General features: G+C 52.4%; 10 protein-coding genes and 2 pseudogenes. 7 read left to right on the forward strand and 5 right to left on the reverse strand.

Features of this window, described 5'->3' with window-relative positions:
- Window positions 1-411: DcrB-related protein (locus AACS90_RS00005; protein WP_099119845.1), on the reverse strand; the 411-nt coding region annotated here is incomplete at its 3' end.
- 43 nt (window positions 412-454) lie between these two features.
- A complete protein-coding gene (locus AACS90_RS00010; RefSeq protein WP_099119846.1) occupies window positions 455-2,500 on the reverse strand; it encodes a type VI secretion system Vgr family protein in 2,046 nt (681 codons plus the stop codon).
- Window positions 2,501-3,337: 837 nt separating this feature from the next.
- Between AACS90_RS00010 and AACS90_RS00015 the strand changes: the two genes are divergently transcribed.
- Window positions 3,338-3,661 (forward strand): hypothetical protein, encoded by a 324-nt coding sequence (locus AACS90_RS00015; RefSeq protein WP_153043623.1) that lies wholly within the window; start codon window positions 3,338-3,340, stop codon window positions 3,659-3,661.
- A gap of 339 nt (window positions 3,662-4,000) precedes the next feature.
- Window positions 4,001-4,918 carry an integrase domain-containing protein gene (locus AACS90_RS00020; RefSeq protein WP_099119847.1) on the forward strand — a complete coding sequence of 306 codons (918 nt, stop codon included), beginning with the start codon at window positions 4,001-4,003 and terminating at the stop codon, window positions 4,916-4,918.
- Between the two features lie 373 nt (window positions 4,919-5,291).
- On the opposite strand, the gene AACS90_RS00025 is transcribed toward AACS90_RS00020, so the two are convergent.
- The 3 genes and pseudogenes from AACS90_RS00025 to AACS90_RS00035 form a co-directional block, all read right to left on the reverse strand.
- Window positions 5,292-7,025 (reverse strand): Tc toxin subunit A-related protein, encoded by a 1,734-nt coding sequence (locus AACS90_RS00025; RefSeq protein WP_099119848.1) that lies wholly within the window; start codon window positions 7,023-7,025, stop codon window positions 5,292-5,294.
- Between the two features lie 718 nt (window positions 7,026-7,743).
- On the reverse strand, window positions 7,744-7,911 hold the full coding sequence (locus AACS90_RS00030) for a hypothetical protein (RefSeq protein WP_206601817.1): 168 nt from the start codon (window positions 7,909-7,911) through the stop codon (window positions 7,744-7,746).
- A pseudogene (locus tag AACS90_RS00035) lies at window positions 7,895-9,051 on the reverse strand (IS701 family transposase). The gene AACS90_RS00030 and the pseudogene AACS90_RS00035 overlap by 17 nt, the downstream one beginning before the upstream one ends.
- Before the next feature lie 690 nt (window positions 9,052-9,741).
- Here AACS90_RS00035 and AACS90_RS22680 point away from each other — a divergent pair.
- The 5 genes and pseudogenes from AACS90_RS22680 to AACS90_RS00060 all read left to right on the forward strand — a co-directional run.
- Window positions 9,742-9,909, forward strand: a pseudogene (locus AACS90_RS22680) (IS982 family transposase); the annotation flags it as partial.
- Window positions 9,910-10,290: 381 nt separating this feature from the next.
- Window positions 10,291-12,003 carry a ShlB/FhaC/HecB family hemolysin secretion/activation protein gene (locus tag AACS90_RS00045; protein WP_099119849.1) on the forward strand — a complete coding sequence of 571 codons (1,713 nt, stop codon included), beginning with the start codon at window positions 10,291-10,293 and terminating at the stop codon, window positions 12,001-12,003.
- 11 nt (window positions 12,004-12,014) lie between these two features.
- Complete coding sequence (locus tag AACS90_RS00050) at window positions 12,015-12,566, forward strand: toxin-activating lysine-acyltransferase (RefSeq protein WP_099119850.1); 552 nt, start codon at window positions 12,015-12,017, stop codon at window positions 12,564-12,566.
- Complete coding sequence (locus AACS90_RS00055; protein WP_099119851.1) at window positions 12,563-24,571, forward strand: hemagglutinin repeat-containing protein; 12,009 nt, start codon at window positions 12,563-12,565, stop codon at window positions 24,569-24,571. The genes AACS90_RS00050 and AACS90_RS00055 overlap by 4 nt, the downstream gene beginning before the upstream one ends.
- On the forward strand, window positions 24,568-24,927 hold the full coding sequence (locus AACS90_RS00060) for a hypothetical protein (protein WP_099119852.1): 360 nt from the start codon (window positions 24,568-24,570) through the stop codon (window positions 24,925-24,927). Before AACS90_RS00055 ends, AACS90_RS00060 begins: the two co-directional genes overlap by 4 nt.
- Window positions 24,928-24,932: the final 5 nt, after the last annotated feature.

Below are 24,932 nucleotides of genomic sequence, written 5' to 3' on the forward strand. Positions count from 1 at the left end.
CATGGTCTGCATCTGTTCCCGTTGTGCTGCGGTCATCTCCCCCTGACAGGTGCCGGTGAAAATCAGCACCTGTTTTGGGGTATTCAACAACATCATTAATTGATGTACCGGACCACTTGGGGCACGCCAGCGAAATTCGAAAATCTCGGTCTCAAAACCGTTCAGTTCACAGGATTCATGGGTTATCGCTTCATAATCTTTCAGTTGCTTGCTGATGGCGGTCATTTCCCGTTCGGCAAACTGACTGAATGCCAGCCCCCACGGCAGATTGTCACGGGAAATGGTGAAACTGGTGCCATTTTTTTCATCGGTACTGTTCAATACCAGAATACTGGCATCCTGCCAGCTGGCGGGCAGCATAATCGTGCCCTGATTGAAGTGGAAAGGCGCGAGATCAAGTTGGTTGTTCATGGAAGTTCCTTTTTACTTTCTGCAAGTTAAAAATCAAAATGCGTTATTTGTTGATGTTAACCTGACCGCCTAATACGGTGACCCCGCTGTCATTCAGCTCAATACTGGCGCCCCCGAACGAAATTTTAATGTTGGTTTTCGTCATTTGGATGGTACCGCTGGCGACTTTCAGCGTGATATCATCCTCGGCTTCATACAATTGCATCCCCGCCCCGGCTTTGCCCGCATTGGCTTTCACCTGCACCACATTGGCTTGTGTACTGCGTTTCTGGCAGATGTTCTCGGTCAGATTACCTTGCTGGACGGTTTTATGTTCATCCCCCGTCTGGATGAGCAGGCTCCGGTTACCGGCTTCCACGACCAGGCTCTGGTCATTTTTTACCGTCGTCTGCATATCCTTCTGCGCATGCAGGACCAGTCGCTCGCTGCCTTTGGCATCTTCAAACAGCAGTTCGTTGTAACCTTCGCCTTTGTGGGTTTTGGAGCGAAAGGCCATCTGGGTTTTGCTGCCCGGCAATCCGCCCGGCGGGATATTGCTGGCATGGTAGGTGCGTCCGGTGACGATGGGTTGGTCAGGGTCGCCGTGCAGAAAATCCACCACCACTTCCTGCCCGATACGCGGGATAGCGAGCATCCCCCAGCCCTGACCGGCCCACGGCTGGGTGACCCGTATCCAGCAAGAACTCTGGTCATCACTCTTGCCGTAGCGATCCCACGGGAACTGGAGGCGGATACGCCCGTACTGGTCACAGAAGATTTCTTCTCCCGCAGGTCCCACGACGTTGGCAATCTGTGGGCCGTCGATGACCGGTTTCGGTAACGGTGCCGGACGCCAGTGCTGGTTATGGCGGATAAAGTGGAACTGGCTGTTCAGGGTGGTGCCTGTGCCGCTGTTGGTAGTTTCGAGTGCCTGGGGCTGGCTACCGGCATGACTGGCGCCCACCACCTGCCAGGACTGGTTCAGATCTTCACGCGGGTGGTTGTACAGGGTGAATAACCGTCCCGGTTGGATCGCAATGGCATGACCACGGCCTTGTCCTGTCACGGCATTGTTGCGAAGTCCCTCCAGACGGTAGCGGGTAAAATCCTTACCGTGTGCCTCATCCTTAAAACGCCCCGGATAGTCGTAATGTTCGTAATACACCTGCTGGAGCGTGTCTTCCTTCATCTGCTGGCTGAATTCGGCCGGCCACGCCGGATTTTTGAAGGTGTAGTCTTTGAGCTGCACCTGAGCCGGGCGGACCTGTGCCCGGTGTGTCAGGTGGCTCACTGCCGGCTCGCCCAGCGTACTGGTGTCACCCGGCTGGTAGGGCAGGACAATGCCCGGCGGCACAGAGCCGGCATCATCGGCAAACACCAGCGTATTGCGCCCGTTGCCGCATTCAAAAAAGTAGAAGATACCTTCTTCTGCGGTCAGGCGTTGCAGGAAGGCAAAGTCACTTTCCTGATATTGCACACAAAATTCCCGTTCCGGGTGGGCATGGCGCAGGCTGAAGACCACATCGCGGATACCGTGCTCTTTCAGAATATTGGTGATAATGGATTCAATGTTCAGTTGCTGGAAAATACGCGAATTCTGACGCAGGGTGGTGCGCCACAGGTCCGGGCGAATACTCATCTGGTAGGTGGTCTGGTGCAACCCGGTATTGCCCTGTTCAAAGCCGGCAACGATACCGGTGATACTCCGGCTTTCAACCCCATCCTGTGTGATTGTCAGCGTGGCAGCGCGGTCGAGTACCGCAGGAAAGTCGATGGCAGGGTCAGCACTCGCCAGTCCGACTTCCAGCTGGAACGGCTGAGAAAAATGCTCATTCAGGGTAAAATCAGTGACGACAAAGGTTTCTGGTGCCAGACCGCCCGCCGTCAGGGTAAATTGCAGACCGCTGGGGGCACCATCACTGAGAAACTGACTGGCTTTTTGCAGGGCTTTGGTGGCGGCGCTGTGACCCCCGGCGGCTTTCTTTGCCAACCCCGGTTCGTGCCCAACGAAGCTCCCGGTTGTCTGCTGAGCCAGCCGGGTGGCTTGTTGCCCCTGCTCAAACAGGGCCTTTCCCTGCTGAAGTTTTGCGATGTGCTTTTTCACTGACATAGGTGTCTCCCTGAGGTGATGACGGATAACGTGATAACCATCGGCCATCACGTCCGGGCACAACATTGAAATTCGTCCGGCGTTGTCTCTGACAAATAGGATAATGAAAGGATCAACCGACTGTTTTTACACCGTGACCCTGAGATAATTTGAAGAAACTGTGATACCGGACTATTTTGGTTAATGCATGAAAAATAATAATGAGGAGAAATGATAAATAAGGGATAAGTGAAAACCAAATGGAATCAAGTGAAATAAAAAAACGCCCCCAACAATCACAGTGTAAAAAATTAAAATAATTGCGTCACTAGCGTAATACACTCTGCTTTTATCAATAGTGAATTCATTGTGTTGGGAGGGATCGCTGACAGATTGAGTATCGATTCGATAGTGATATGATTTATTTATAAAAATAAAATAGCAAGGGCTTTGGAAAGCATGATCATTTTCATTTTATGACTATGATCACAAAAGTCATTGTTTAAAATAATTCAGGCCGTTTTAACGCCAATATTAAGTAACACGCCATAATAAAAATAACTATTTCAGGCTTGTTAGAATACAGTACCAATAATTATTTTACAATTTTACATAGGCATCAATATCACAATGAGATAATTTTTATCTCAGCAATATGAAACGGTCTTTTTATTTATTTTAGAAAGATCCTGTTCACACAGGCTAAAAATATGCCGTGGAAAAGTGACCTAAAACACTGTTTGACCCCGCCTGAGACAATCGCTACTATCGTTCTGTTATCTGATGATCTTCCGCCTGTAAGGATCAGCGTGAAGCGGCGACATTAAAACTCCCGTAGCCTGCAAGGGAGAGCATACCATGCGGTACATCTGCGCACTTTTGGAAGCAGATATCCCCGGACACCTAACCCTCCGTCTGAGGATGAAAGTTTCCCGGTGTGATTCATCACCGGCTACTCACACAACAAAGCAAAACAGGCTCTGTCTTACGTCAAACGATACCGTTTTCACCGGTACAACATTCATTCACATTGTCTATTCATCACGATCAGCGTCCCGAATATTGCGCGGCGTCACTTGTGTTGAAGCGCAGCGATTACCAAGTGACGCCGCAAAGCGGCAAACGTCCATAGCCCATCCGGTCTGGTTTTACGACCGATTTGAACCCCGCATTACTCAGTGAAACCACGCAAAACAGACGATTAACCACCCTGTTAAACGATTGTCCTATCGGATTTTCAACCCACTGCCTGATTGCAGGCTGATGCAGTAAAGATTAAGGAGAATGAATCACGTCAAGATAATGAGGCGTTCATCCTGAGCTGATCAGGTACTGAACGGGGAGCATGTCATCGCAGTGCTGAGCACATCGCGAGCTCCTGCAATAACTCAACACAATCCCGCCCTGCTACACATTGTCTGACGCACCACGGAACGGTGAACCTGAACCGACACGCAGGGAATTGTTTTAAAAACGACTAAAAATGAATAAAACAAATGCAAAGTAGCAGAAGAGGCGAGAATGGCGCAGGGATCGACACGTTCAAAGGTTGAGCAGTTCAGAAAAGCCTTTATCACGCATGCCCGACAGGCGGGCGGAAGTTTTGTTACGGTGGCGGATCGTGAACGGATTGCCCGGTACTTCCTTGATTATTTGAAAAACAATGGCATCAAACTCCGGCAAGTGGATAGCCTGAAGGTGAAATATATTGAGCGCTACATCGCTGAACGCAAAGCCAACAATCTCAGTCACCGGACACTGCAAAATGAAATGTCGGTGCTGCGAGCCATTTTAGCGCAGGCGGGAAAGCATAAGTTGGCTGATCCCGATAATACCCGCCTGAGTAACCGGGCATTGGGTATCGCGGATACCAGCCGCATGGGAACGAAAATGGCGCTGGCTCCGGCTGCATTCCGGGACATTTTTCAGCAGGTGGAGCAAAAAGACCGGCGTGTCGCGGCTGTTATGCAACTGGCGTATGTGCTGGGACTGCGTACCAAAGAAGCGGTGGAAGCCTACAAATCGTTAGCGACCTGGAAGAAAGCACTGGAAAACGGGCATACGTCTGTGCGGGTGGTGTTCGGTACTAAAGGTGGACGCCCCAGACAGACGGTCATACTGGATCGGGAAGCCCTGCAACACGCGATTGCTTATGCTGAACGCGAGCAGGCCGGGCGTGGCGGCAAACTGATTGATAAGCCGACGATCACGCAGGCTATCGACCGTTACCGCTATATTGTCAGACGTGCAGGGCTGAGCGGCAATAAAGCGCCGCATAGTATGCGTTATCATTTTGCTCAGCAATCCGGGGAGCATTATATAGCGCAAGGATTCAGCGAGCGGGAAGCGCTGGCACTGGTCTCAATGGATTTAGGGCATGGCGATGGGCGAGGGCGTTATATTAAGCAGGTGTACTACCAGAATATTGAGGGCGAATAAGTTGTATTGGAGCACACATGCTCTGTTGCTCTGGTCATTGGAATATGAGCAAAGCAATCTTGAGTCTTAGGCGATTATTCCTATGTTATCGCTAACTCATTTTTGTCGGATAGACGGCATCTGTTACCAAGTGCCGTCCTCCTAATACTACAGCCGTGATCCGTATTGTGTCATGATGATTCTCTTCTTCCTAACACGAGGTCATGCTCCCAATAGTTAGATCTGTTATGTGACCACAAAATGGGCTTGTCTACAATAAAGAAGAACCCCGACTGACTTTCGAAGGCATTCTTTACCGGATGAGAACGGGTATCCCATTGAGTGCAGCATAAAACTGCGCCAATGACACCGTGCAAGTCATCTCCAGCGAGCGTTAATCACGCTCAGTCCAAACTTTCTCCATTTCAGCCAGATTCAGCATCAGCCTCTCTCCAGACATTAAACCGGAGGTACTGCTATTCCAGTCACTGCCGCGGATAAAGGTCAGCCCGTTATCACTCAGTTCGTGACGCAAGGATTCCTGAGCCATCAGACAGAATGATTGGGTAATATCGAAGAACTGATAGTAGATAGCGTTCAGCTTACCACGCATCCAGTTATACAATTCCCGATTGGTGAATTTACGCTGTAACAACTCCAGCTGTTCGCAGGTATGCTGGTGCTGAGTTTGCAACGAGTTGACCTGCATCACGGCCGCCTGCCGACGGATGCTCATGCCCTCAAGCCGTGCAGCAATCTGGTTGATTTCTCTCTGTGCACTGTCACGTTGGATTTCCCATTCCTGACGACGGCGGTACATCTCCGACCGGATGACTTTGTCATGGGCCTGACTTATGGCTGACGAATTCAGTGATATCTTAGCGGCGGAGGCATGGCTCTCTCCCCCCCAACGACTACCCCTATACGCAGGGCCGAAGATGTTCGGTGACCTATCAGCCCCCTCTTCGATCATTGACACCGTCTGGGCGGCCATTGAGAGACCGGCTGCATTGTCTGCCAGAGTCATGGCCTGACGTTCCCCGGCGGACTCATCCTCGTTATATAGAGCCGTATATTTATCCAGACGAGATTGCGCCCCTTGCAGCATTTCATTCAGTTCATCTGTGTCAGTGTCAATTTCCTCCACCGTCCGCTGCTGAATCGTAATACTCTGCAACATTAGCTCCATTCCCTGTTGTAGCAGAAGTGCATACAACTTGTCGGCATCAGCATGCTCGGCCATGTTTAGCAGTGATAACCCGAATTGGGTCAGTTGGCCCGTCAGGTTACGTGCCCGCTCCAGCATAACCGGGAAATGGTAAAGTCGCTGCGTGCTATAAGGCAGAGCGCGTTCCTCCGTAGAATTCTGCACTAAACTCACCTTCAAGGCTTCCGGGTCTGTCGGTTCGGCATAAATAGACAAGGACAGCGGCTGACCATCAATGCTGAGGTTGTGATGCAGGTTAAATAAGCGTTGGCGCAGCGTCGGGTTGAACTTAGGCAGAAAAAGATTAGTCTGTGAGTTGGCGGTACATTCTTGTCTTGAAGATATTTCTCCTTTATCAAGCTGGCTCAATGCAGTCTGCATTATCATCAGGAGCTCCTCGTCAGCAGCCTCTTCCAATGCTGGTACATTCCATAACGCTTCACCTGAGTCCTTTGATTCTTTGCTCATGGCTTCCAGCGCAAAGATATACCATATTTTGGCTTCGTTGAGCGCATCCGATGTCAGTTCGCGATAGCACATATCCCCTTGGGTGATCAACATCTCCACCAAGGTGGCAACTTTGTAGTGGCTCGGGTCATTCTGAGCAACTGCATCGGGATCAATGGAATCCAACGGGTTGGCGTTCAAGGAGGTGGTTTCTACGCTTTTTGTCAAGCCCTTTTTAATCGCGAAAGTTAACTGAGGATAGGTCTGAGTGGATACTCTGGCCTCAAGCAACAAATTGCGTTTCTTCTGTTCCTGCACCTTGCGATAAAGATATTGCAATTCTCCCTTGGAAAGCAGGTCTTCATACTGTGTATGTAGCTCAGAAAAAGAGAGGGGAATAAGTGAAGAAAGCGTGATAGTTGCTGGCGAGCGGGAATGAGAAAGCCGGCTCAATAACTCATCAATATTATACATTATGACCTCATAGCTATCGGTGGTTGGATCGACGCAGGTCTATCCCATGTGGTAAAGACGACCGAAAATCTAGCCGTTATTCACATCCTCATCATACAACTGGCTGTAACTGTCAAAGTGACTCTGTATGCCGAGGCCGCTTTTCTGCAATCTTTTTTCGGTTTATTCTCAGTAAGGAGTCATTTTCATTACCGATTGGATGATTATTACTTATATTTATTACTAATAATGATGATGAATAACTTTATTTTTCATTAAAATTAATTTCATAGTTGTGATTGACACTACAACCCAAGGTAATGATTCCAATATATGGATTTTCTCATAGTGGCAATGGTCGCGATCCAGCTACATGCAAGGAAACAACATGCATGGATTCAGGGTACAATCAACATGTAGGCAGCATCACCCAACCTAAAAATAATGATAACGAATAAACATGTCTAAAGAGAGGACATAACAGCCGGTGGGGTACTTATTATTTATTCCATTCAGTATGAAAATTATATCGAAGAAGAAGGGATAACAGCAGTTATTCCCTACTGAAAAAATAACTGAAGTTACATATGGAAATATAATATAAACACATTAATTAACAATTTATTTCTATCGAGAGTAAAACATGAATAAACAACAACTGACCGCCAAGATTTGGGAATCGACTAACCAAATGCATTCTAAAATCGAAGCAAACGACTACAAAGATTATATCTTAGTACTACAGTCGTAACTGTTCCGTGACCAAATGTCCTTCTCGGCGGCGGTAATGAAATTGTTGCGCACGGTATTGATGTCGTCGTCGCCAGTTTGACCAATAGAGGATCTGTTCTACGGTTTCCCCGGCCTTGACCATCAGTTTTGACAGCAGCTTACGCAGTTCCGACACACTCAGGGCTATCAGTCCCTGCGGTGTTTTTTTTCTCCTGTATCCGCAAAACTGCCAAGACCGCATGGGCCAGTAAAGACAGCGTAATATGCCGATACCCACTGTGCCACTGCCGCACTTCGTCATGATCGAGCCCACATTCCCCTTTGGTTTCGTCAAAGCCACTTTCAATTTCCCAGCGGTGTCCTGCTACCTGAACCAGCGTTTTCAGATCAGCCTCTTCTTTGTGCGCATACACCACATAATACGCGTGTTCTTGTTTATCATCCCGGCTACGCCGGACCAGCAGATAATGACCATAACGCCGTTCTTCTTTACTTATTTGCAAACGCCAGAGCGGGATCTGTGCCCAGTCATACCAACGCGCTCCTTTTGTTCCTAACCCCGCGGACTGGGTTTCCCAATCGTCAGGCATCAGACTGGCGGCAATCACGTCCGCCCTGATATCGTGCGGGCCTTGCCACCAAAGCCATTCATTCTTGGGGATCGCTAATACAAACGGTTGATGCCGGGACTCCAGCCAGCATCGCAGGCGGCGGTCATGCCCATACACGGCATCGGCAGTCACCCAGCGACAGGGCACGCCAGCATCCAATGCCCGCGCCAGCATGTGTCGGGCAAGTTGGGGTTTAGTGGCAAAGCTCACGGCGTCAGGGATGCCCGCAGCCGTACAGCGGGGCCGGTCCTCAGTCCACTGTTCGGGCAGGTATAAGGCCCTATCAAGAAAGGCATGGCCGCCTTTACCGGCGTAACACAGGAAAACACCTATCTGACTGTTTTCAATGCGTCCAGCGGTGCCGCTGTATTGACGCTGTACCCCGGCAGAGTGGGTTCCTTTTTTAATAAAACCGGTTTCATCAATAATGAGGATACCTTGCTCATCGCCGAGATGGTCAGTCACATAGTCGCGTAAGATATCGCGGGCCGCCTCCGCCTCCCAATGGGCGCGTTCCAGAAAATATTGAATGTCATCGGGCGAGTGTTCGCCCAGCCATTTTTGCGCTCTACATCACTGAGCAGTCCGCGAAGATAATCCAGACAACGGTGTTGAGAGCCGACAGAGTGAAACAGGAAAGCCAGACGGGAATGCACGCCCCGTAGCGCTTGTTCCCAGAGTTGACAGGTGAGGTCATAGGACACCTCCCTTGGTGTTAGGAAGATAGAGAGTCATCATGACACAATATGGATCACGGCTGTAGTACTAAGAACCGTACGTGCAACTTTCACTGCAACGGCTCAAGCCTTCACTAAGACATATTACGTTACCCAGCAACCTAAATTGTAGTCAGAACAGGGTCGTACCAAGAATGATGACTTTCCTTTTTCGATTTCCTCTTAACCAAATAGGTTTGGTATTGAGGATCGAATGGCGTAGCCACACTCCTAATCTTCACATGCCTTTTTATCAGCGTTTAAGCTATTTGAACCAGATTAAAATGGCAGTCCATATTGGCTATTTTCTGCCAGCCATGAAATTACCCTTCTCCTTGGTGGTTCATGTCGTATTTTCGACTTACCCAATTTTTAGATTTAGTTGGATGACGTTTGATCGCCCACTGCCATCATAACCAGAAGGCACTGTATAAGGTTTTCAGGCAACTCAACAAAGCGCGGGTGCGCTGAGTCAGATGAAAGTTCAAAGCTCTGAGCAGATATAAAACCCAAGACTCAAAACGTCTTCAAAGGATTGCAAAGGAGCATAGGGGGGGTTTGCCCATTGTCGGGCAGGAATGACAGGTGTGTTTACCTGAAGAGAGCGGTATGAGTCGAGAGGCTCACGTACTGTTCTGCGAGAGGCTGCGGGAGCAGTTCCCGTGGCCTACTCATCCGGTGAATGACGAATTGAAAAATATTTCTCAGATGGAACATTCAAAGCACTGAAGCGTAGTCGGCTTTTTACTGAAAATAGTCTCAGGACTGATTGCTTATATATTTCAGCCGAAAAAGCCGCGCTTAGGTTTACGTGACCATGAAATTGCGATGCTTAAGAAACGTTGAGATTAATTAAAACTCTCGCCTTATCTTTATCACTATTTCTTGTTATCGATTGTTTAATTTATTTCAAATTAATCATGGTTATTGTTTTTCGTTTTTTGATAAAAATAATTGCTGTAAGAATGTTCTGAATGTCATTTCACCGCTTTTTATTTTTTTACCTTTATTTGGATTATAATTTCATTATATGTGTGTTTATCTGTCAAAAGGCAGTTATTTACTTCAAATAAATTCATTTATTATTTTTTTAATCTAATCAGGTGGAATTTATTTTGCATTGTTGTTTGGTTGAAAAGTGATCAAATCTCCGCATAATTGCTCTTCACATATTTTTGTTAATTCTCGATTGAAAATAAAAATGCGCCAATTTTTATTGGAAAAAATATGCCAAATAAACTTTTCAGTAATCTATGCTTCGGGTTGGCCGGATCCAGTGTCTTGGCAATATTCCCTGCTCAGGCACAACCGGATGACCAGACCTTAATTCATCAACAACAGCAACAGCAGGCACAAGAACAACGGCTGGAAGCCCGGCCGCCTCGGGTCAATCTGGCTGAGGAGGCAACCACAGTTGCCGCGTCTCCTCTGGCGTTTCCCAACGAATCTCCCTGTTTTGATATTCGTAAAGTGACGCTATCGGGGAACGAGGCACTGCCGCATTGGGTGCCCTTGCAGCGTTTGGCGGATCAGGCCATTGGCCAGTGTCTGGGGGCACAGGGCATCGGATTGCTGATGAGCACGATGCAGAACCGGCTGATTTCACACGGTTGGGTAACAACACGGATACTGGCACCCGAACAAGATCTCCGTCAGGGAGACCTGAAATTGATGGTCGTCCCGGGAAAAATCCGCCAGATCCGGTATGCGGAGGGGGCGGACACCTACGCTTCTCTGTTGACAGCGATACCGGCTCGGGAAGGGGCGTTGTTAGACTTACGGGCGATTGAACAAGGCATGGAAAACCTCCAGCGTATACCTAATGTTCAAGCCTCCATGGAACTGGTGCCGGGAGACGCTCCCGGTGAAACGGATATCATGATTCAGCGCCAGCAGTCTCGTTTCTGGCATGTGGGGGCCTGGCTGGATAACAGCGGCACGAAAACCACCGGACAGAATCAGGGCGGACTGATGTTGGCGCTTGATAATCCTACCTCTCTGAGTGACCTGTTTTATGTGGCGGTGACCCGGGATTTGGCGTTTTCTGACCGAAAACAGTCGGCCAATTACACGGCGCATTATTCCGTGCCGTTTGGCTACTGGCTGTTTGCAGTTACCGGCAGTAAATACAATTATGCCCAAACGGTGCCTCATCGCACGGAAGCAGCGAAGTACCGGGGAAGAAGTCACAGCCTGAATGCGCAGTTAAGCCGTGTTCTGCACCGTAATGCCAATTCAAAGACAACGTTAACCTACGGGGTGAATGTACGTCAGACCCGGAACTTCATCAAACAAACGGAAATTACCGGACAAAAGCGCCGGACCAGCCACTGGCGATTGGCATTGGATCATCGCCATTATCTGGGGCCCGCTGTGTTGGATGCCGGGATCAGTTACCAGCACGGAACGCGCTGGTTTGGTGCACGGCCCGCACCGGAAGAGGAACTCAATCCACGGGGCAGTGAGCATTATGCCACCGCGCAAGCCCGCATCATTCAGGTGTCAGCATCACTGAACACCCCATTTTCATTGGTCGGGGAGGCATTCCAGCACCGGGTGGAATACCTGCGTCAGTGGAGCCAGACCCCGTTAACACCTCAGGATCGGTTCAGTATCGGCAGCCGCTGGACGGTACGGGGCTTTGACGGAGAGCGTTCACTGAGTGCGGATGCGGGCTGGACCTTGCGCAATACCCTGTCCTGGCAGACACCATTGCCGGAGCAGCAACTGTATCTGGGCGCGGATTATGGCCGGATAGGAGGCAATGGTGCGGACTTTAACGTCGGGCGCACACTGGCCGGGGGGGTAGTGGGGCTGAAAGGTCCGATCCGACCGGCAAATCTGGTTTACGACATCGCTGTGGGGACGCCTTTTTCGAAGCCGGACGGGTTTAAGACCGATCCGGTTTATGTGGCGTTCAGCCTGAACTGGCAGTACTGAGGGGAAACAGGATGCGGATTGGTGATTATGATGTTTATGCTCCGCTGATGTTAGGGGAGCCCGCCAACGCTATCGAAATGTTCGGGGCCGTGGCGCTCCTGTGGATGCAATCTGCCGAACAGCGGTCAGCCTATGTGGGAGAGCTGGAGACGCAGGTCTTACCTTTTCTCACCACCGAACAATATATTCTGGTGTATCACCAAGCCCGGCCCATTTTCTACCTCAGTTTTGCCCTGTTTAATGCCCAGACTGAATTACGGTATCTGACACTGGACTATGCCGGCTACGGTGACGATGGCCGGGCCTTGCCCCTGTGCAACGGTAACCGGTTCTGGATCCTGGACTGGCTGGCCCCGTTGGGGCACAGCCGTGAAATGGCGGCGCTAATGCAGCGTGAGGTTCTGCTCAACCATTGCTGTCGTGCCCTGTACCACAAAGGGGATCGGCTTGGCCCACAGGTGCTCCGGTTCAGAGGACGCGGGGTCAGCCGCCAACAGGCGGCTCAGTGGTGGCAGAAATATCCCCTTGTACGGGACTTACCTGAAAGAGGTTTCACACTATGAACAAACTTTGTTATCGCGTGATTTTCAGTAAAACCCGACAAATGTTAATGGTGGTTTCCGAACTGGCCAACAGCCATACCGCCGGAAAGGTGCGGGAAGAAAACTCGGCGCAGACTTCGCCTTCATCCCGCCGGGTTTCCCTGCTGCCGTTGATCCTGAGTGTGTCACTGGCCTTGGGGCTGGTCAGCCAGCCGGGCTATGCGAACATTGTGGCCGACCCTCATGCGCCCGGAAAAGAGCAGCCTACCGTGATTTCATCGGCTAACGGCGTGCCGCAGGTCAATATTCAGACTCCCAACCCGGATGGGGTCTCCCGTAACCAATACCGTCAGTTCGATGTAGAACAAAAGGGAGCCATTCTCAATAACAGTGCCGTGAATACCAAGACAGATCTGGCGGGACATATTACCGGTAACCCGTGGCTGGCTCAGGGGGAAGCGAAGATCATTCTCAATGAAGTGAACAGTCGTGATCCCAGCCAACTGAATGGATTCGTCGAAGTGGCCGGTAAACGCGCGGATGTGATCATTGCGAACCCCGCCGGGATCACCTGCCGAGGCTGTGGTTTTATCAATGCCCAGCAAACAACTCTGGCCGCCGGGCAGACCGTGCTGGAGAATGGCCGCCTGAAAGGCTTTGAGGTGAATAACGGCCGGATTACGGTGGACGGGAAAGGGCTGAATGATACCCAAAGTGATCATACCCGCCTGATCGCCCGGGCTGTAGATATGAACGCCAAACTGCACGCCCGGCACTTAACCGTGACAACCGGGAAAAATCGGGTGGATGCTCAGGGGAATGTGGTCCAGACACGAGGCAGCCCAGCACAGGAAAAACCTGAATTCAGTCTGGATGTGTCAGCGATTGGCGGGATGTACGCGAACAAAATCAAACTGGTGGGCACTGAACAAGGGGTTGGGGTGCGTAATGCCGGGCATTTGGGCGCACAGGCCGGGGAGCTGGTACTGGACAGCAACGGCAAACTCACTAACACCGGTTCAATCACTGCCGCTACCGCAGTCACGCTCCGCAATCAGGGCAATTTTGTCAATCAGGGTAAAGTTCAAGCCCACGATCTGGCGATCCACAGTGACGGGCACCTGACCAACAGTGGTGTGATGGGTGCCGAAAAAAGCATCAGCCTGACCAATCAGGGCCGGTTAGCGAATCAGGGTGAGATAAGTGCCGGACAGGATATGACGGTTCAGGCGCGTGATCAGCTCGATAATCAGGGCAAAATACTGTCAGGCCGTCATCTGGCTATCCAAAGTACCGCCTTTGATAGCGGAGAAAAAAGCGTCCTGATGGCTGGCGTGCATAAAGACGGTCGACTGGCTCAGCCGGGAAAATTGACTATAGACAGTCACGGCCCACTCACTAACAAAGGCGTAATGGCCGCTTCAGAAGACGCGACTTTCACAACGCAGGGAGACTGGCTCAATCAGGGACAGGTACAGGCTAAATCACTGACAGTCCGCAGTGACGGACACCTGACTAATCACGGCGTGATACATGCGAAAAAAGCGGTCAGTCTGACCAATCAGGGGCAGTTAGCGAATCAGGGCGACATCACGGCCGGAGAAGGTATGACCCTCACCGCCCGTGACTCACTCACCAATCAGGGCAAACTGCGGGCAGGGCATCGGCTGACGATCCAAAGTGCCGGAGTTGACAATCAGAAGAGCGGGGTACTGCGGGCGGGCGTCAATAAAGCCAGTCAGCTGACCATGGACAGCCGAGGTCGGTTCACCAATCAGGGGCGGATAACCGCGTCTGAGGATATCGACCTCCAGAGCCAGACGGAGGCGGACAATCAGGGGGAGATCACCGCTGACCGGGATATGACCCTCCGTACACCCGGGCAGGTTACCAATGCGGGCAAAATGTTGGCCGGCCGGCATCTGGCTGTCCACGGTAGCACCTTTGACAATCAGGTAGCCGGCGCATTGGCGGCGGGGGTCGATACAGCAGGCAAACTGACTCAGCCGGGTACACTGAATATCCAGACTGAGGGAGCGATTAACAATCAGGGGCTCGTAACGGCAGCAGAGGGTATTACCCTGCAAAACCACAACACCTTACACAATCAGGGTGAGATGACAGCCGGGCGTGACCTCTCAGTGAAGATCCGTGATCAGTTCAGTAATCAGGGAAAAATGCGGGCAGACCGGCACCTGACGGTCCACAGTGCCACACTGGATAACGGCAAAAAAGGGGTACTGGCCGCTGGCATGGATAAAAACGGCCCGCAGACTCAGTCGGGACAGCTGACTCTCAACAGTTTCGGTCCGTTCATCAACAAAGGTGTGATAGCGGCATCAGGGGCAGCCACCTTCACAACGCAGGGAGACTGGCTCAATCAGGGGCAGGTGCAGGCCACCGCGCTGACGGTGAGCAGTGACGGGCACCTGACTAATCACGGCGTGATAAACGCGAAAAAAGCGGTCAGTCTGACCAATCAGGGACGGTTGGCGAATCAGGGCGACATCACGGCCGGAGAAGACATGGCCCTCACCGCCCGTGATCAACTCACCAATCAGGGCAAACTGCGGGCAGGGCATCGGCTGACGATCCAAAGTGCCGGGGTTGACAATCAGCAGCACGGGGTACTGCGGGCGGGCGTCAATAAAGCCAGTCAGCTGACCATGGACAGCCGAGGTCGGTTCACCAATCAGGGGCGGATAACCGCGTCTGAGGATATCGACCTTCAGAGCCTGACAGAGGCGGACAATCAGGGGGAGATCACCGCTGACCGGGATATGACCCTCCGTACGCCCGGCCAGGTTGTCAATGCGGGCAAAATGTTGGCCGGCCGGCATCTGGCTGTCCACGGTAGCACCTTTGACAATCAGGTAGCCGGCGCATTGGCGGCGGGGGTCGATACAGCAGGCAAACTGACTCAACCGGGTACACTGAATATCCAGACTGAGGGAGCCATAAATAATGATGGGATATTAACGGCGTCAGAGGAAGTTGACCTCCTAAACAACAACAGCTTACACAATCAGGGCGATATCAGGGCCGGCCAAAACCTCGCGGTGACTATCCGGGATCAACTCGGTAATCAGGGGAAAATGCAGGCAGGTCGGCACCTGACAGTTCACAGTACCGCACTGGATAACGGCGAAAAAGGGATACTGGCCGCCGGGCTCGATAACGATGACAAACTGACCCAGCCGGGTAATCTGACTCTCAATAGTCGCGGCAAACTTACCAATCTGGGGATCATGGCGGCTTCAGAAGAGGCGACTTTCACCACACAGGGAGACTGGCTCAATCAGGGGCTGGTACAGGCCACCTCGCTGACGATCCGCAGTGACGGGCATCTGAGTAACCCCGGAAAGATCGCCGTGTCCAAGGATGCCACCTTCCAGAATCAGGGCAGTCTGACAAATCAGGGCAATATCGCCGCAGGCCGGGATATCACCATCACCACCCGTGAGCAGGTCAATAATCAGGGACACATGCTGTCTGGTCGTCACCTGACCAGCCAAAGTACCACCTTTATGAGCCAAACGGGCAGTACACTGGCCGCAGGGGTTGATGATGAAGGTAAACTGACCCGACCGGGACACCTGACAATCAGTGCCCACGATGCGGCATCATTACACGGTCAGCATCTGGCGCACAATGATTTGGCCGTCACTGCTCATGATATCGACATGTCGGGCAGTCAGGCAGGGGCAAAACACTTGCAATTGACCTCAGCAAAGCGACTGAACTTACAGGCGGCCACACTCAGTGCGCAACACAACCTGACGCTCACGGCCCCCGAATTGATTGACAATCAGCGGGGCGAACTGAGCGCAGACACACTGGTGCTGAACAGCCGACAATTAAAAAATACGCGGGGGAAAATCACCCAAACCGGCGACGCTTCGCTGGTACTGGATCATCAGGACGGCATTGACAATACCGGTGGGGTGATTACCGCCAACGGGCAGGATCTGGTCCTGAAAAGTCAAACTATTGCCAGTGAAAAAGGCACATTGCACCATGCTGGTGCTGGCGAGTTGTCCATTGAGACACCACAGTTTCAGGGGCGCGCCAGTCGCCTGCTTTCCGGGGGAAAACTGACGCTGACCGGCGGGGATTACGCGCTGGCGCAAAGTCAGACCTCAGCCCGACACATCACCGCTGACATTCAGTCACTGGATCACCGTCTGGGGGAGATGACGCAGCACGGTAATGCCTTACTGTCATTGAACGTGAAGCAGGGGCTGGATAATGCCAGCGGCCGGATTGCCGCCAACGGGTCGGTGGCACTCCGTGCGGATAGCCTGAATAACAGCACACTGACCGACAATCAACTGAGCCGCCAGAAACAAGGTTCACCGGGCAGCGGGCTGGAAAATCAGGCGCTGACGTACCAACCGGGTTATATCATCGCGGCTGAAGACGGCCAGCTGGATGTGACGGTGGCAAACCACCTGAACAATCAGACAGGACAGTTGCTGGCTTCCCACGATATCCACCTGTCGGGCCAGTCCATCGATAATCAGCAGGGACATATCACGTCCTCAACCGGCGGGATCCAACTGACTACATCTCAGTTGGACAACCAGTCTGGCCGGATTGTCGGCCAACACATACTGCGCCTGAAAACACAGGGAATTAATAATGAAAAAGGGCAGATCCAGGGCGGCACAGTCGATATTGAGACGGCACAACAGCGGCTGAATAATCAGTCGGGCCGGGTGGTGGCCGAGCACGATCTGGTTTTAAGCACGGGGGAGGTGTTGAATCGTCATGGCCTGATACAAAGCGGCCAGCATCTGCGTCTCAATACACACGGTCACACGCTGGATAACCGTGACAGCGGGCAAGCATCGGGCCTCATCAGCCGCCGGGGCGAGATGCTACTGACAACCGGTGACATCCATAACCAGTCCGGTTATATCGGCAGCCACGATCGCCTGAGCGTGACAGGAAACTATGTTACTAATCAGGACGGGCAGATACTGGGCGGAAAAGCCACCTCGCTCACTGCAACGGCACTGAATAATGAGCAGGGCCTGCTGCAAAGCGGCGGTACGCTGGCCCTGAACACTCAGTCACTCATTAATCGCCAGAGCGGCAGCCAGCACGGTATCACCAGTAAACAGGCCATGACGCTGGAAACCGACACGTTGGATAATTTGCAGGGTGTGATCGTGTCGGCAGACAGCCTGAACATCAAGGCCGGTCAGGTCAATAACTCACAAGGCCAGCTGGCGGCGAAAAAGGCGCTGGATCTGCACAGTCTGGCGCTGAATAACTCGTCCGGTCGTATTCAGGCCGATGAGGCCCTGTCGGTCGATACCGGCGGAAAGGGACTGAATAATACGGATGGGGTATTGGACAGCCAACAGACACTGACGGTCAGGAGTGGTGATCTGACGAATCATGGCGGGATGCTGCACGGAAAATCTGCCGTCCGGTTAGGTGCCACGCAACTGGATAACCGGCACGGCGGTAAAGTGCTGAGTGAACAGACGCTGGATATTGATGCCCAAACGCTGCGCAATACGCAGGGACATCTACTGGCCCTGCGTCATTTAAACGCCACTGCCACAGAGCAGATTGATAACACCGACGGATTGATACGCAGTGGTGGGGATATTCGCCTGAACGCGGCCAGAATAGAGAATGCCAATACCCGTCGGGCCGACAAAGGAATTGACGGCCAGCATGTCACGCTCACGGGACGCGGGCTGAACAACCGTCAGGGGCAACTCACGGCGCTGCGTAATGCGACACTGACACTGACGCATTCTCTGGATAACACCAGAGGGCAGTTACAGGCCCATCAGCACCTGAGCGCCCGGGGTGATAGGCTGGCTCTGACCAATACCGGAGGAGACATCCGGGCGGGTCAGACGTTGTCGGTCAGTGGGGTATCGGCCACCGGCGACGGCAAACTGCATTCACTGGGGGATATCACGTTAAACGTGCAGAACGGCTTTATCCACACCGGCGAAACCATTGCCAATGGGCGTCTGCAATTAGATACACAGGGCGACGTGGTTAACCACAGCCTGATCAGTGCGGATACCTTGCATGGTCGGGCGGCGAAGCTCACCAACCACGCCCCCGGGGAGATTTTAGCCAATCACCACCAATGGCTCGTCAAGGGGAATTTGTACAACGCTGGTTTGATGGACGGCACGAAAACTATCCTGAAAGCCGATACCCTGACCAATCAGGCCTCCGGGCGCATTTACGGGGATCAGGTGGCCATTGAGGCCAAGACGCTGAATAACTTGCCGGCGGCCGGGATCGTCGATGCGCTGGAAAAATGGAGAAACCAAAAAAACACCGGGAAAAAACCGGCAACCCGTTATGAAAACCTCGTTGCCAACAGCCAATCGGCCGTTATTGCGGCCCGTCAGCGGCTGGATATCGGGGTGGAGACCCTGAACAACCAGACACACAGTCTGATTTACAGTGACGGTGAGCTGGCCGTGGGCGGTGGGCTGGATAACCAGCAACGTCCAACAGGGCAAGGTCGGCTGTTAAATAATCTCAGTGCCAGTATCGAGTCCGCCGGGAATATGCGCTTAGCGATGAACACGATCAACAACGTGAATGATCACCAGGAAACCGAATTGGCGCTGGTGTCGCAAACCCCGGAAGTGATCTATCAGATGCGTGGCAATCGCTATAACCCCAAAGATTATCCGATGTATATCGGACGTGAGGAAGTGGCGCTGCTGTGTTTCAACGGTGAGCATTGCTCTACCGATAATGATGTGTTCCAGACGCTCAGCTATACCCGCACGGTACAGGAATCGCGGGTTACTGCCACCGATCCGGCGAAAATTCTGGCCGGCAAAAATTTAACCCTTGAAACCGCAAAAATACCGAATGGACAACCCCGCCTGAAAAATCACCACAGCCAGATTGTGGCCGGAGGTGCACTGACTGTCACCGGCGGTGAAGTGGAAAATACCCAAACGCCGGGTCAGCGGCATATCACCGATCAGGGACAGGTCGAATCGTTCTGGCGTATCAGGAAAAAGGGCCGCGATAAGCAGGGGTGGGAGGCCCAGCCGTATCAGCGTTCACAGGTACAGGATATTCAGTTAAAAACCAGTACCCTCGACGCCAATCAAGGGCAAATAGCGATGAACGGGCAGTCACCCGGGCACTATCAGGGACGCACTACGCAGATGGCCCCGGCCGATCAGCGCCAGATTGAGGCGTTCTTTGTCAGCGGAGAAGCCAAAACGCCGGAGATCGTTCAACGGCCGGGCCAGCAACTGGATGTGGTGAGCCAGCAGCCGGCTTCCGCCGGCGAAAAACCGTGGCGGGTACGCACGGAAACGCCGGATTACCGCTTGCCGAACAACAGCCTGTTTAAACTGAATCTATCATCCGACGGTCAGTCTTCAACCCTGACTCGAACCGCGCCGACAGATGAGACACAACCGGTGTTAGCACTGGATTTGTCATCGCTTACGCCACTGACCCGGACGCCGTCATCAGGTAGTCAACAGCCTGAACTGCCTCTGGCTCCGCCTTCAGGCCGTCATTCACTGACACCGCCTCCGGTTCCGGAGGCACAGGTACTGATTGAAACCGATCCCCGGTTCACGCAATACAAACGCTGGCTGGGCACGGACTATATGCAGAACAGTCTGCGCTGGGATCACAATAATATGCACAAGCGACTGGGCGATGGTTTTTATGAACAACGCCTGATCCGGGATCAAATCATCAATTTGACGGGGCAGCGTTACCTGTCGGGGTATCAGAACGATGAAGAGCAGTTTAAGGCGTTGATGAATGCTGGTATCCGTGCCCAGAAGGCGTTTAATCTGACTCCCGGTGTGGCGCTCAGCGCAGGCCAAATGGCCCGGTTAACGGAAAACATGGTGTGGCTGGTGAAAACCCCGGTGAGATTACCAGACGGCAGTCAGCAAATGGTGTTAGCCCCGCAGGTTTATGTGCGTACTCAGGGCAGCCAGCTGGATGGTAGCGGGGCATTAATGAGCGGTCAGCAGGTGAATATGCAGCTCAGCGGTAACTGGCTCAATCAGGGAAACGTGACCGGGCAGCAACTCCATGTGCTGGCTGACACTATCCGTCATCAGGGCGGGTCTCTGCAAGGCGATAAAGTGTCATTGCAGGCCCGTACGGATGTGATCCAGCGCGGCGGAGTGGTGACCGCCAATGACCTCCGTATACAGGCTAACCGCAATATTGATATTGCCAGTACGACCCGTTCGGGTGAGCAACGGGCCGGGAGCAGCCGGTATGGCGACACTTATGTCAATCATCAGGCCGGGATTTATGTGGAAGGGGCGGATGGCAAACTGCGCCTTCAGGCCGGACAGGATGTGAAACTGACGGCGGCGCAACTGACGGCACAGCATCAAAACAGCCAGATACAGCTGAACGCGGGCCGGGATATCGAACTGGGGGCCGTGAAAACCGCGCAGGATGAGCAGGTGATCTTCAGCAGCAATAACCGTATTACCCGACATGCATCACAGGATGTCGGTACCGTGATCGACGGTGCGGGACAGGTTGAGCTGCGTGCCGGGCGGGATATGTCGCTGAAAGCCGGGGAGGTCACCGCCGGTGATCGCTTACACGCCAACGCGGGCCGGGATATCCGTTTACTGGCGGGTGAGCAACAGCAGCGTCACGATGAATACCTGAAAGTAAAAGGCAGCAACAGCTGGCTGGCTTCCGGCACAACCACTACGCAACACCAGTTTGATCGCCAGCAGGCCCTGAGTAGCCAACTGAGCGGGGAGTCGGTGACTATGCAGGCCGGTCAGGATGTCCTGATTGGCGGCAGTAATGTGATCGGAACACAGGATGTGGACATCAGGACTGACCGCCATTTGACCGTCACAACCGCACAGGAGCATAACCGTGAACTGTCCCGTCAGGAAGAGAAAAAATCCGGTCTGATGGGCACGGGGGGAATTGGTTTTATGATCGGCAGCCAGTCAATGAAACAGTCCAGTGCCCGTGAAGATCTGTTACACAGGGGCAGCACCGTCGGCAGCAGTGATGGTCATGTGGATCTGAGGGCGAAAAAGCAGGTGACGATACAGGGTAGTGACATCGTTGCGGGGAAAAATCTGTCTGTTCAGGGTCAGGACGTGGCCATGACTGCCGTGCAGAACCGCCATACGGCGGTCAGTCAAACGGAACAGCAGCAAAGTGGCCTGACTGTTTCACTCGGCGGCACGGTGGGCAGCGCCTTGAATACCGCCGTCCAAACGGCCCAGGAGGCGCGGGACAGCAAGAATAATCAGGACCGCCGGCTACAGGCGCTGAAAAACACCCAAGCCACCTTATCCGGGGCACAGGCGCTTCAGGCGTGGCAGTTGAGCGAAGCGCAGTCTGCCAAAGCAGAGGCAATCAATCAGGCAGGCGGCAAGGCAGAGAAATCCACCGATGTGGTCGGGGTACAACTGTCGCTGGGCAGCCAGTCGTCGAAATCGGAAACCCAGCGAGCACAGACGGTGGCACAGGGCAGTACCCTGAATGCCGGGCAGGATATCCGTATCACGGCCACCGGCGAAACAGAAAAACCCCGCGCCAGCGGGGATATTCAGGCACAGGGCAGTACCCTGAACGCCGGGCAGGATATCACCCTGACAGCGAACCGGGACATCGCCCTGACCTCAGCGGAAAATACCCAGACGCTCCGGGGGCAGAACAGCAGTAAAGGCGGCAATATCGGGCTTGGCCTCACCGCCGGGCAGGGTGGCACCGGCCTGAAATTCTCGGCTGGGGTCAATACCGGTAAAGGACATGAAACCGGGGATACGCTCACCCATACGGAAACCCAGTTCACAGCGGGCAATCAGGTAGCCCTGAATGCCGGACAGGATACCTTGCTGAAAGGGGCGCAGGTGAGCGGTAATAAAGTCACGGCCAATGTGGGCCGTAACCTGCATCTGGCGAGTGAACAGGATAGGGACAACTACCACAGCAAACAGCAGAACGTCAGTGCCGGGGCGAGCTTCACCTACGGTTCGATGACAGGGTCTGCCAGTGCCAACGCCAGCCGGGAAAAAATGGACAGCGACTATCAATCCGTCAAAGAGCAGACTGGGATTTTTGCCGGGCAGGGCGGGTTTGATATTCAGGTGGGGAACCATACCCAGTTGGACGGGGCTGTGATGGCCAGCACGGCCGGCAAAGATAAGAACCGGCTGGAAACGGGCACACTGGGCTTTGGGGATATTCAGAATAAAGCAGCATTTAAGACCGAACAGCAAAGTACCGGGATGAGCACAGGCGGGGCCGTCGGCAACCAGTTGGTGTCGAACATGGCCTCGAATATGCTTTCCGGCACCGGCAATCAGGGCAGCAAAACGTCCACCACGCAGGCGGCGGTGAGTGAAGGCACGCTGATTGTCCGTGACAGCGGAAAACAGCACCAGGATGTGAACAGTCTCCGCCGTGACCCGGAAAACGCGGCCAACAGTCTCGCCCCCATTTTCGATAAGGAGAAAGAGCAGCAACGGCTGGCACAGGCGCAGGCCATCGCCAATATCGGCACACAGGTGCTGGATATTTACAATACTCAGGAAGCCATTGCAGCCACTCAAAAAGCCACCGCTGACTTGAAAAACCCGCAAAACCAGCAACACTGGAAAGCACAGGCCAGAAAACAACTGGAGCAGGAAAACGTGCCCGTCACCGCTGAGGCACTGGCAGACCGGACCTATCAACTGGCTTACAATGAGGCTCTCCAGAAACAGGGGGCCGATATTGGCGGTAATCGCCGTCAGGCGGTTTCGGCAGTTGTCTCGGTCCTTCAGGGACTGGCGGGGGGCGATATCAAGGCGGCGATGGCCGGCGGGGCCGCACCGTATCTGGCCAATGCGGTGAAAGCCGCGACCTACGGCAACACCGGGTATGAAAAACTCACGCCGGAGCAGAAAGCCACCAACCTATTGGCGCACGCGATACTGGGCGGTGTTATTGCTGAAATGAAAAGCGGTTCAGCCATAGCGGGCGCGACAGGGGCGGTCGGTGGTGAACTGGCGGCATCGGCAATCGCCCATGCCCTGTATCCGGGCAAGAAATTCAATGAACTGACCCCGGATGAAAAGGAAAAAATCAGTAACCTGTCTACCTTAGCCGGCGGGATCGCAGCAGGACTGGCCACGAACTCCACGGCAGGTGGGATTGATGGGGCGCAGACGGCGAAGAATGCGGTAGACAATAATAATTTACTCAGAGCGGCCTGGTGGTTAATCAGACCAAATACCATAGGTGCACCGGTTACCCTGACCGCACCTCAAATACTTATGAGTGAATTGAGATTAACTGAAGCGGAGGCACAAGGATTCTTGAATGGTTTGGATGAACAACAACGTAATGCTATTCGTCTTGCGATTGTTGATCCAGCGGGCAATGAAAACCTGATAAGGGCTGTATTGGAAACGTATCGACTGCATCATGCAGCAGTGAGTGCAGCCGGGAATTTAAACCTACCAACGAATACGGGGGGAAATCAGTTACCTGAAATCTTGCCACATCATACCGGTAATAACAGTGGCCAGGTGAATACGGGACCGAATCACACGGGTAACAATGATGGTCAAATTAATACTGGGGCCACTCATACAGGGAATAATGCAGGTAAACCCAATACTGGCGGTAATATATTAACAACGCCAGTACCTGAACAGCCCAGTATTGATGACTTAGCCTATCTGGCGGCGAAAGGTAAACAGCCTTATCAACCTAATCAGGGGGCTGTTGGAAATATGGGGGAGTTCTTTGGACAAGCAGGCTTTGGTAGCGAAACTAAGAAAAATTCGCAGAAAACCAACCAAATTTATCAAGGCCAAAGTGTGTATCAGGCCTCAGGTAAGGTTGGTGAATATATCAAAAAAGGCGATAAATTTTATTTAGATGGTGACCATAAAAATCACTTGGAGGTTTTTGATAGCAGAGGAAAAGCCAAGGTGGTGTTAAATCTTGATGGTTCATATAACCAATCAAAAACAGAAGCTGCTCTAAAAGAAGGCCGGAGATTGAAATGACGCATGATGAATTTTTGGATGATATGAAGGAAAACTTCATCTCCCTATTTGACGAAAAATCCACGGAACCTGTGGATTACGATAATTTATTTATCGATTATAAAGAATCACTTGAGCAGAATTTTGAAAGGTATTTGCAACTTTTTAAATCACAAGTGGTTATATTGTCACAAGCCAGAAAAAAAGGGGATGAGTTAGCGATGCAATCGGCATTGTTAATATTACGAACTCATGCAATGAGTTTAACGAGTTTCTTTGATGCTATTGTAGAAGATGCTGAGTCATTACTTCGGACAGGCGAATGGTCAAAAATACCAGAAGGTTACAAACTGCCTGAGTGCTATAACAAAGAGTAAGTAAA

Source organism: Xenorhabdus sp. KK7.4 (genome assembly GCF_963876465.1).
Taxonomy (GTDB): Bacteria; Pseudomonadota; Gammaproteobacteria; order Enterobacterales; family Enterobacteriaceae; genus Xenorhabdus; species Xenorhabdus stockiae.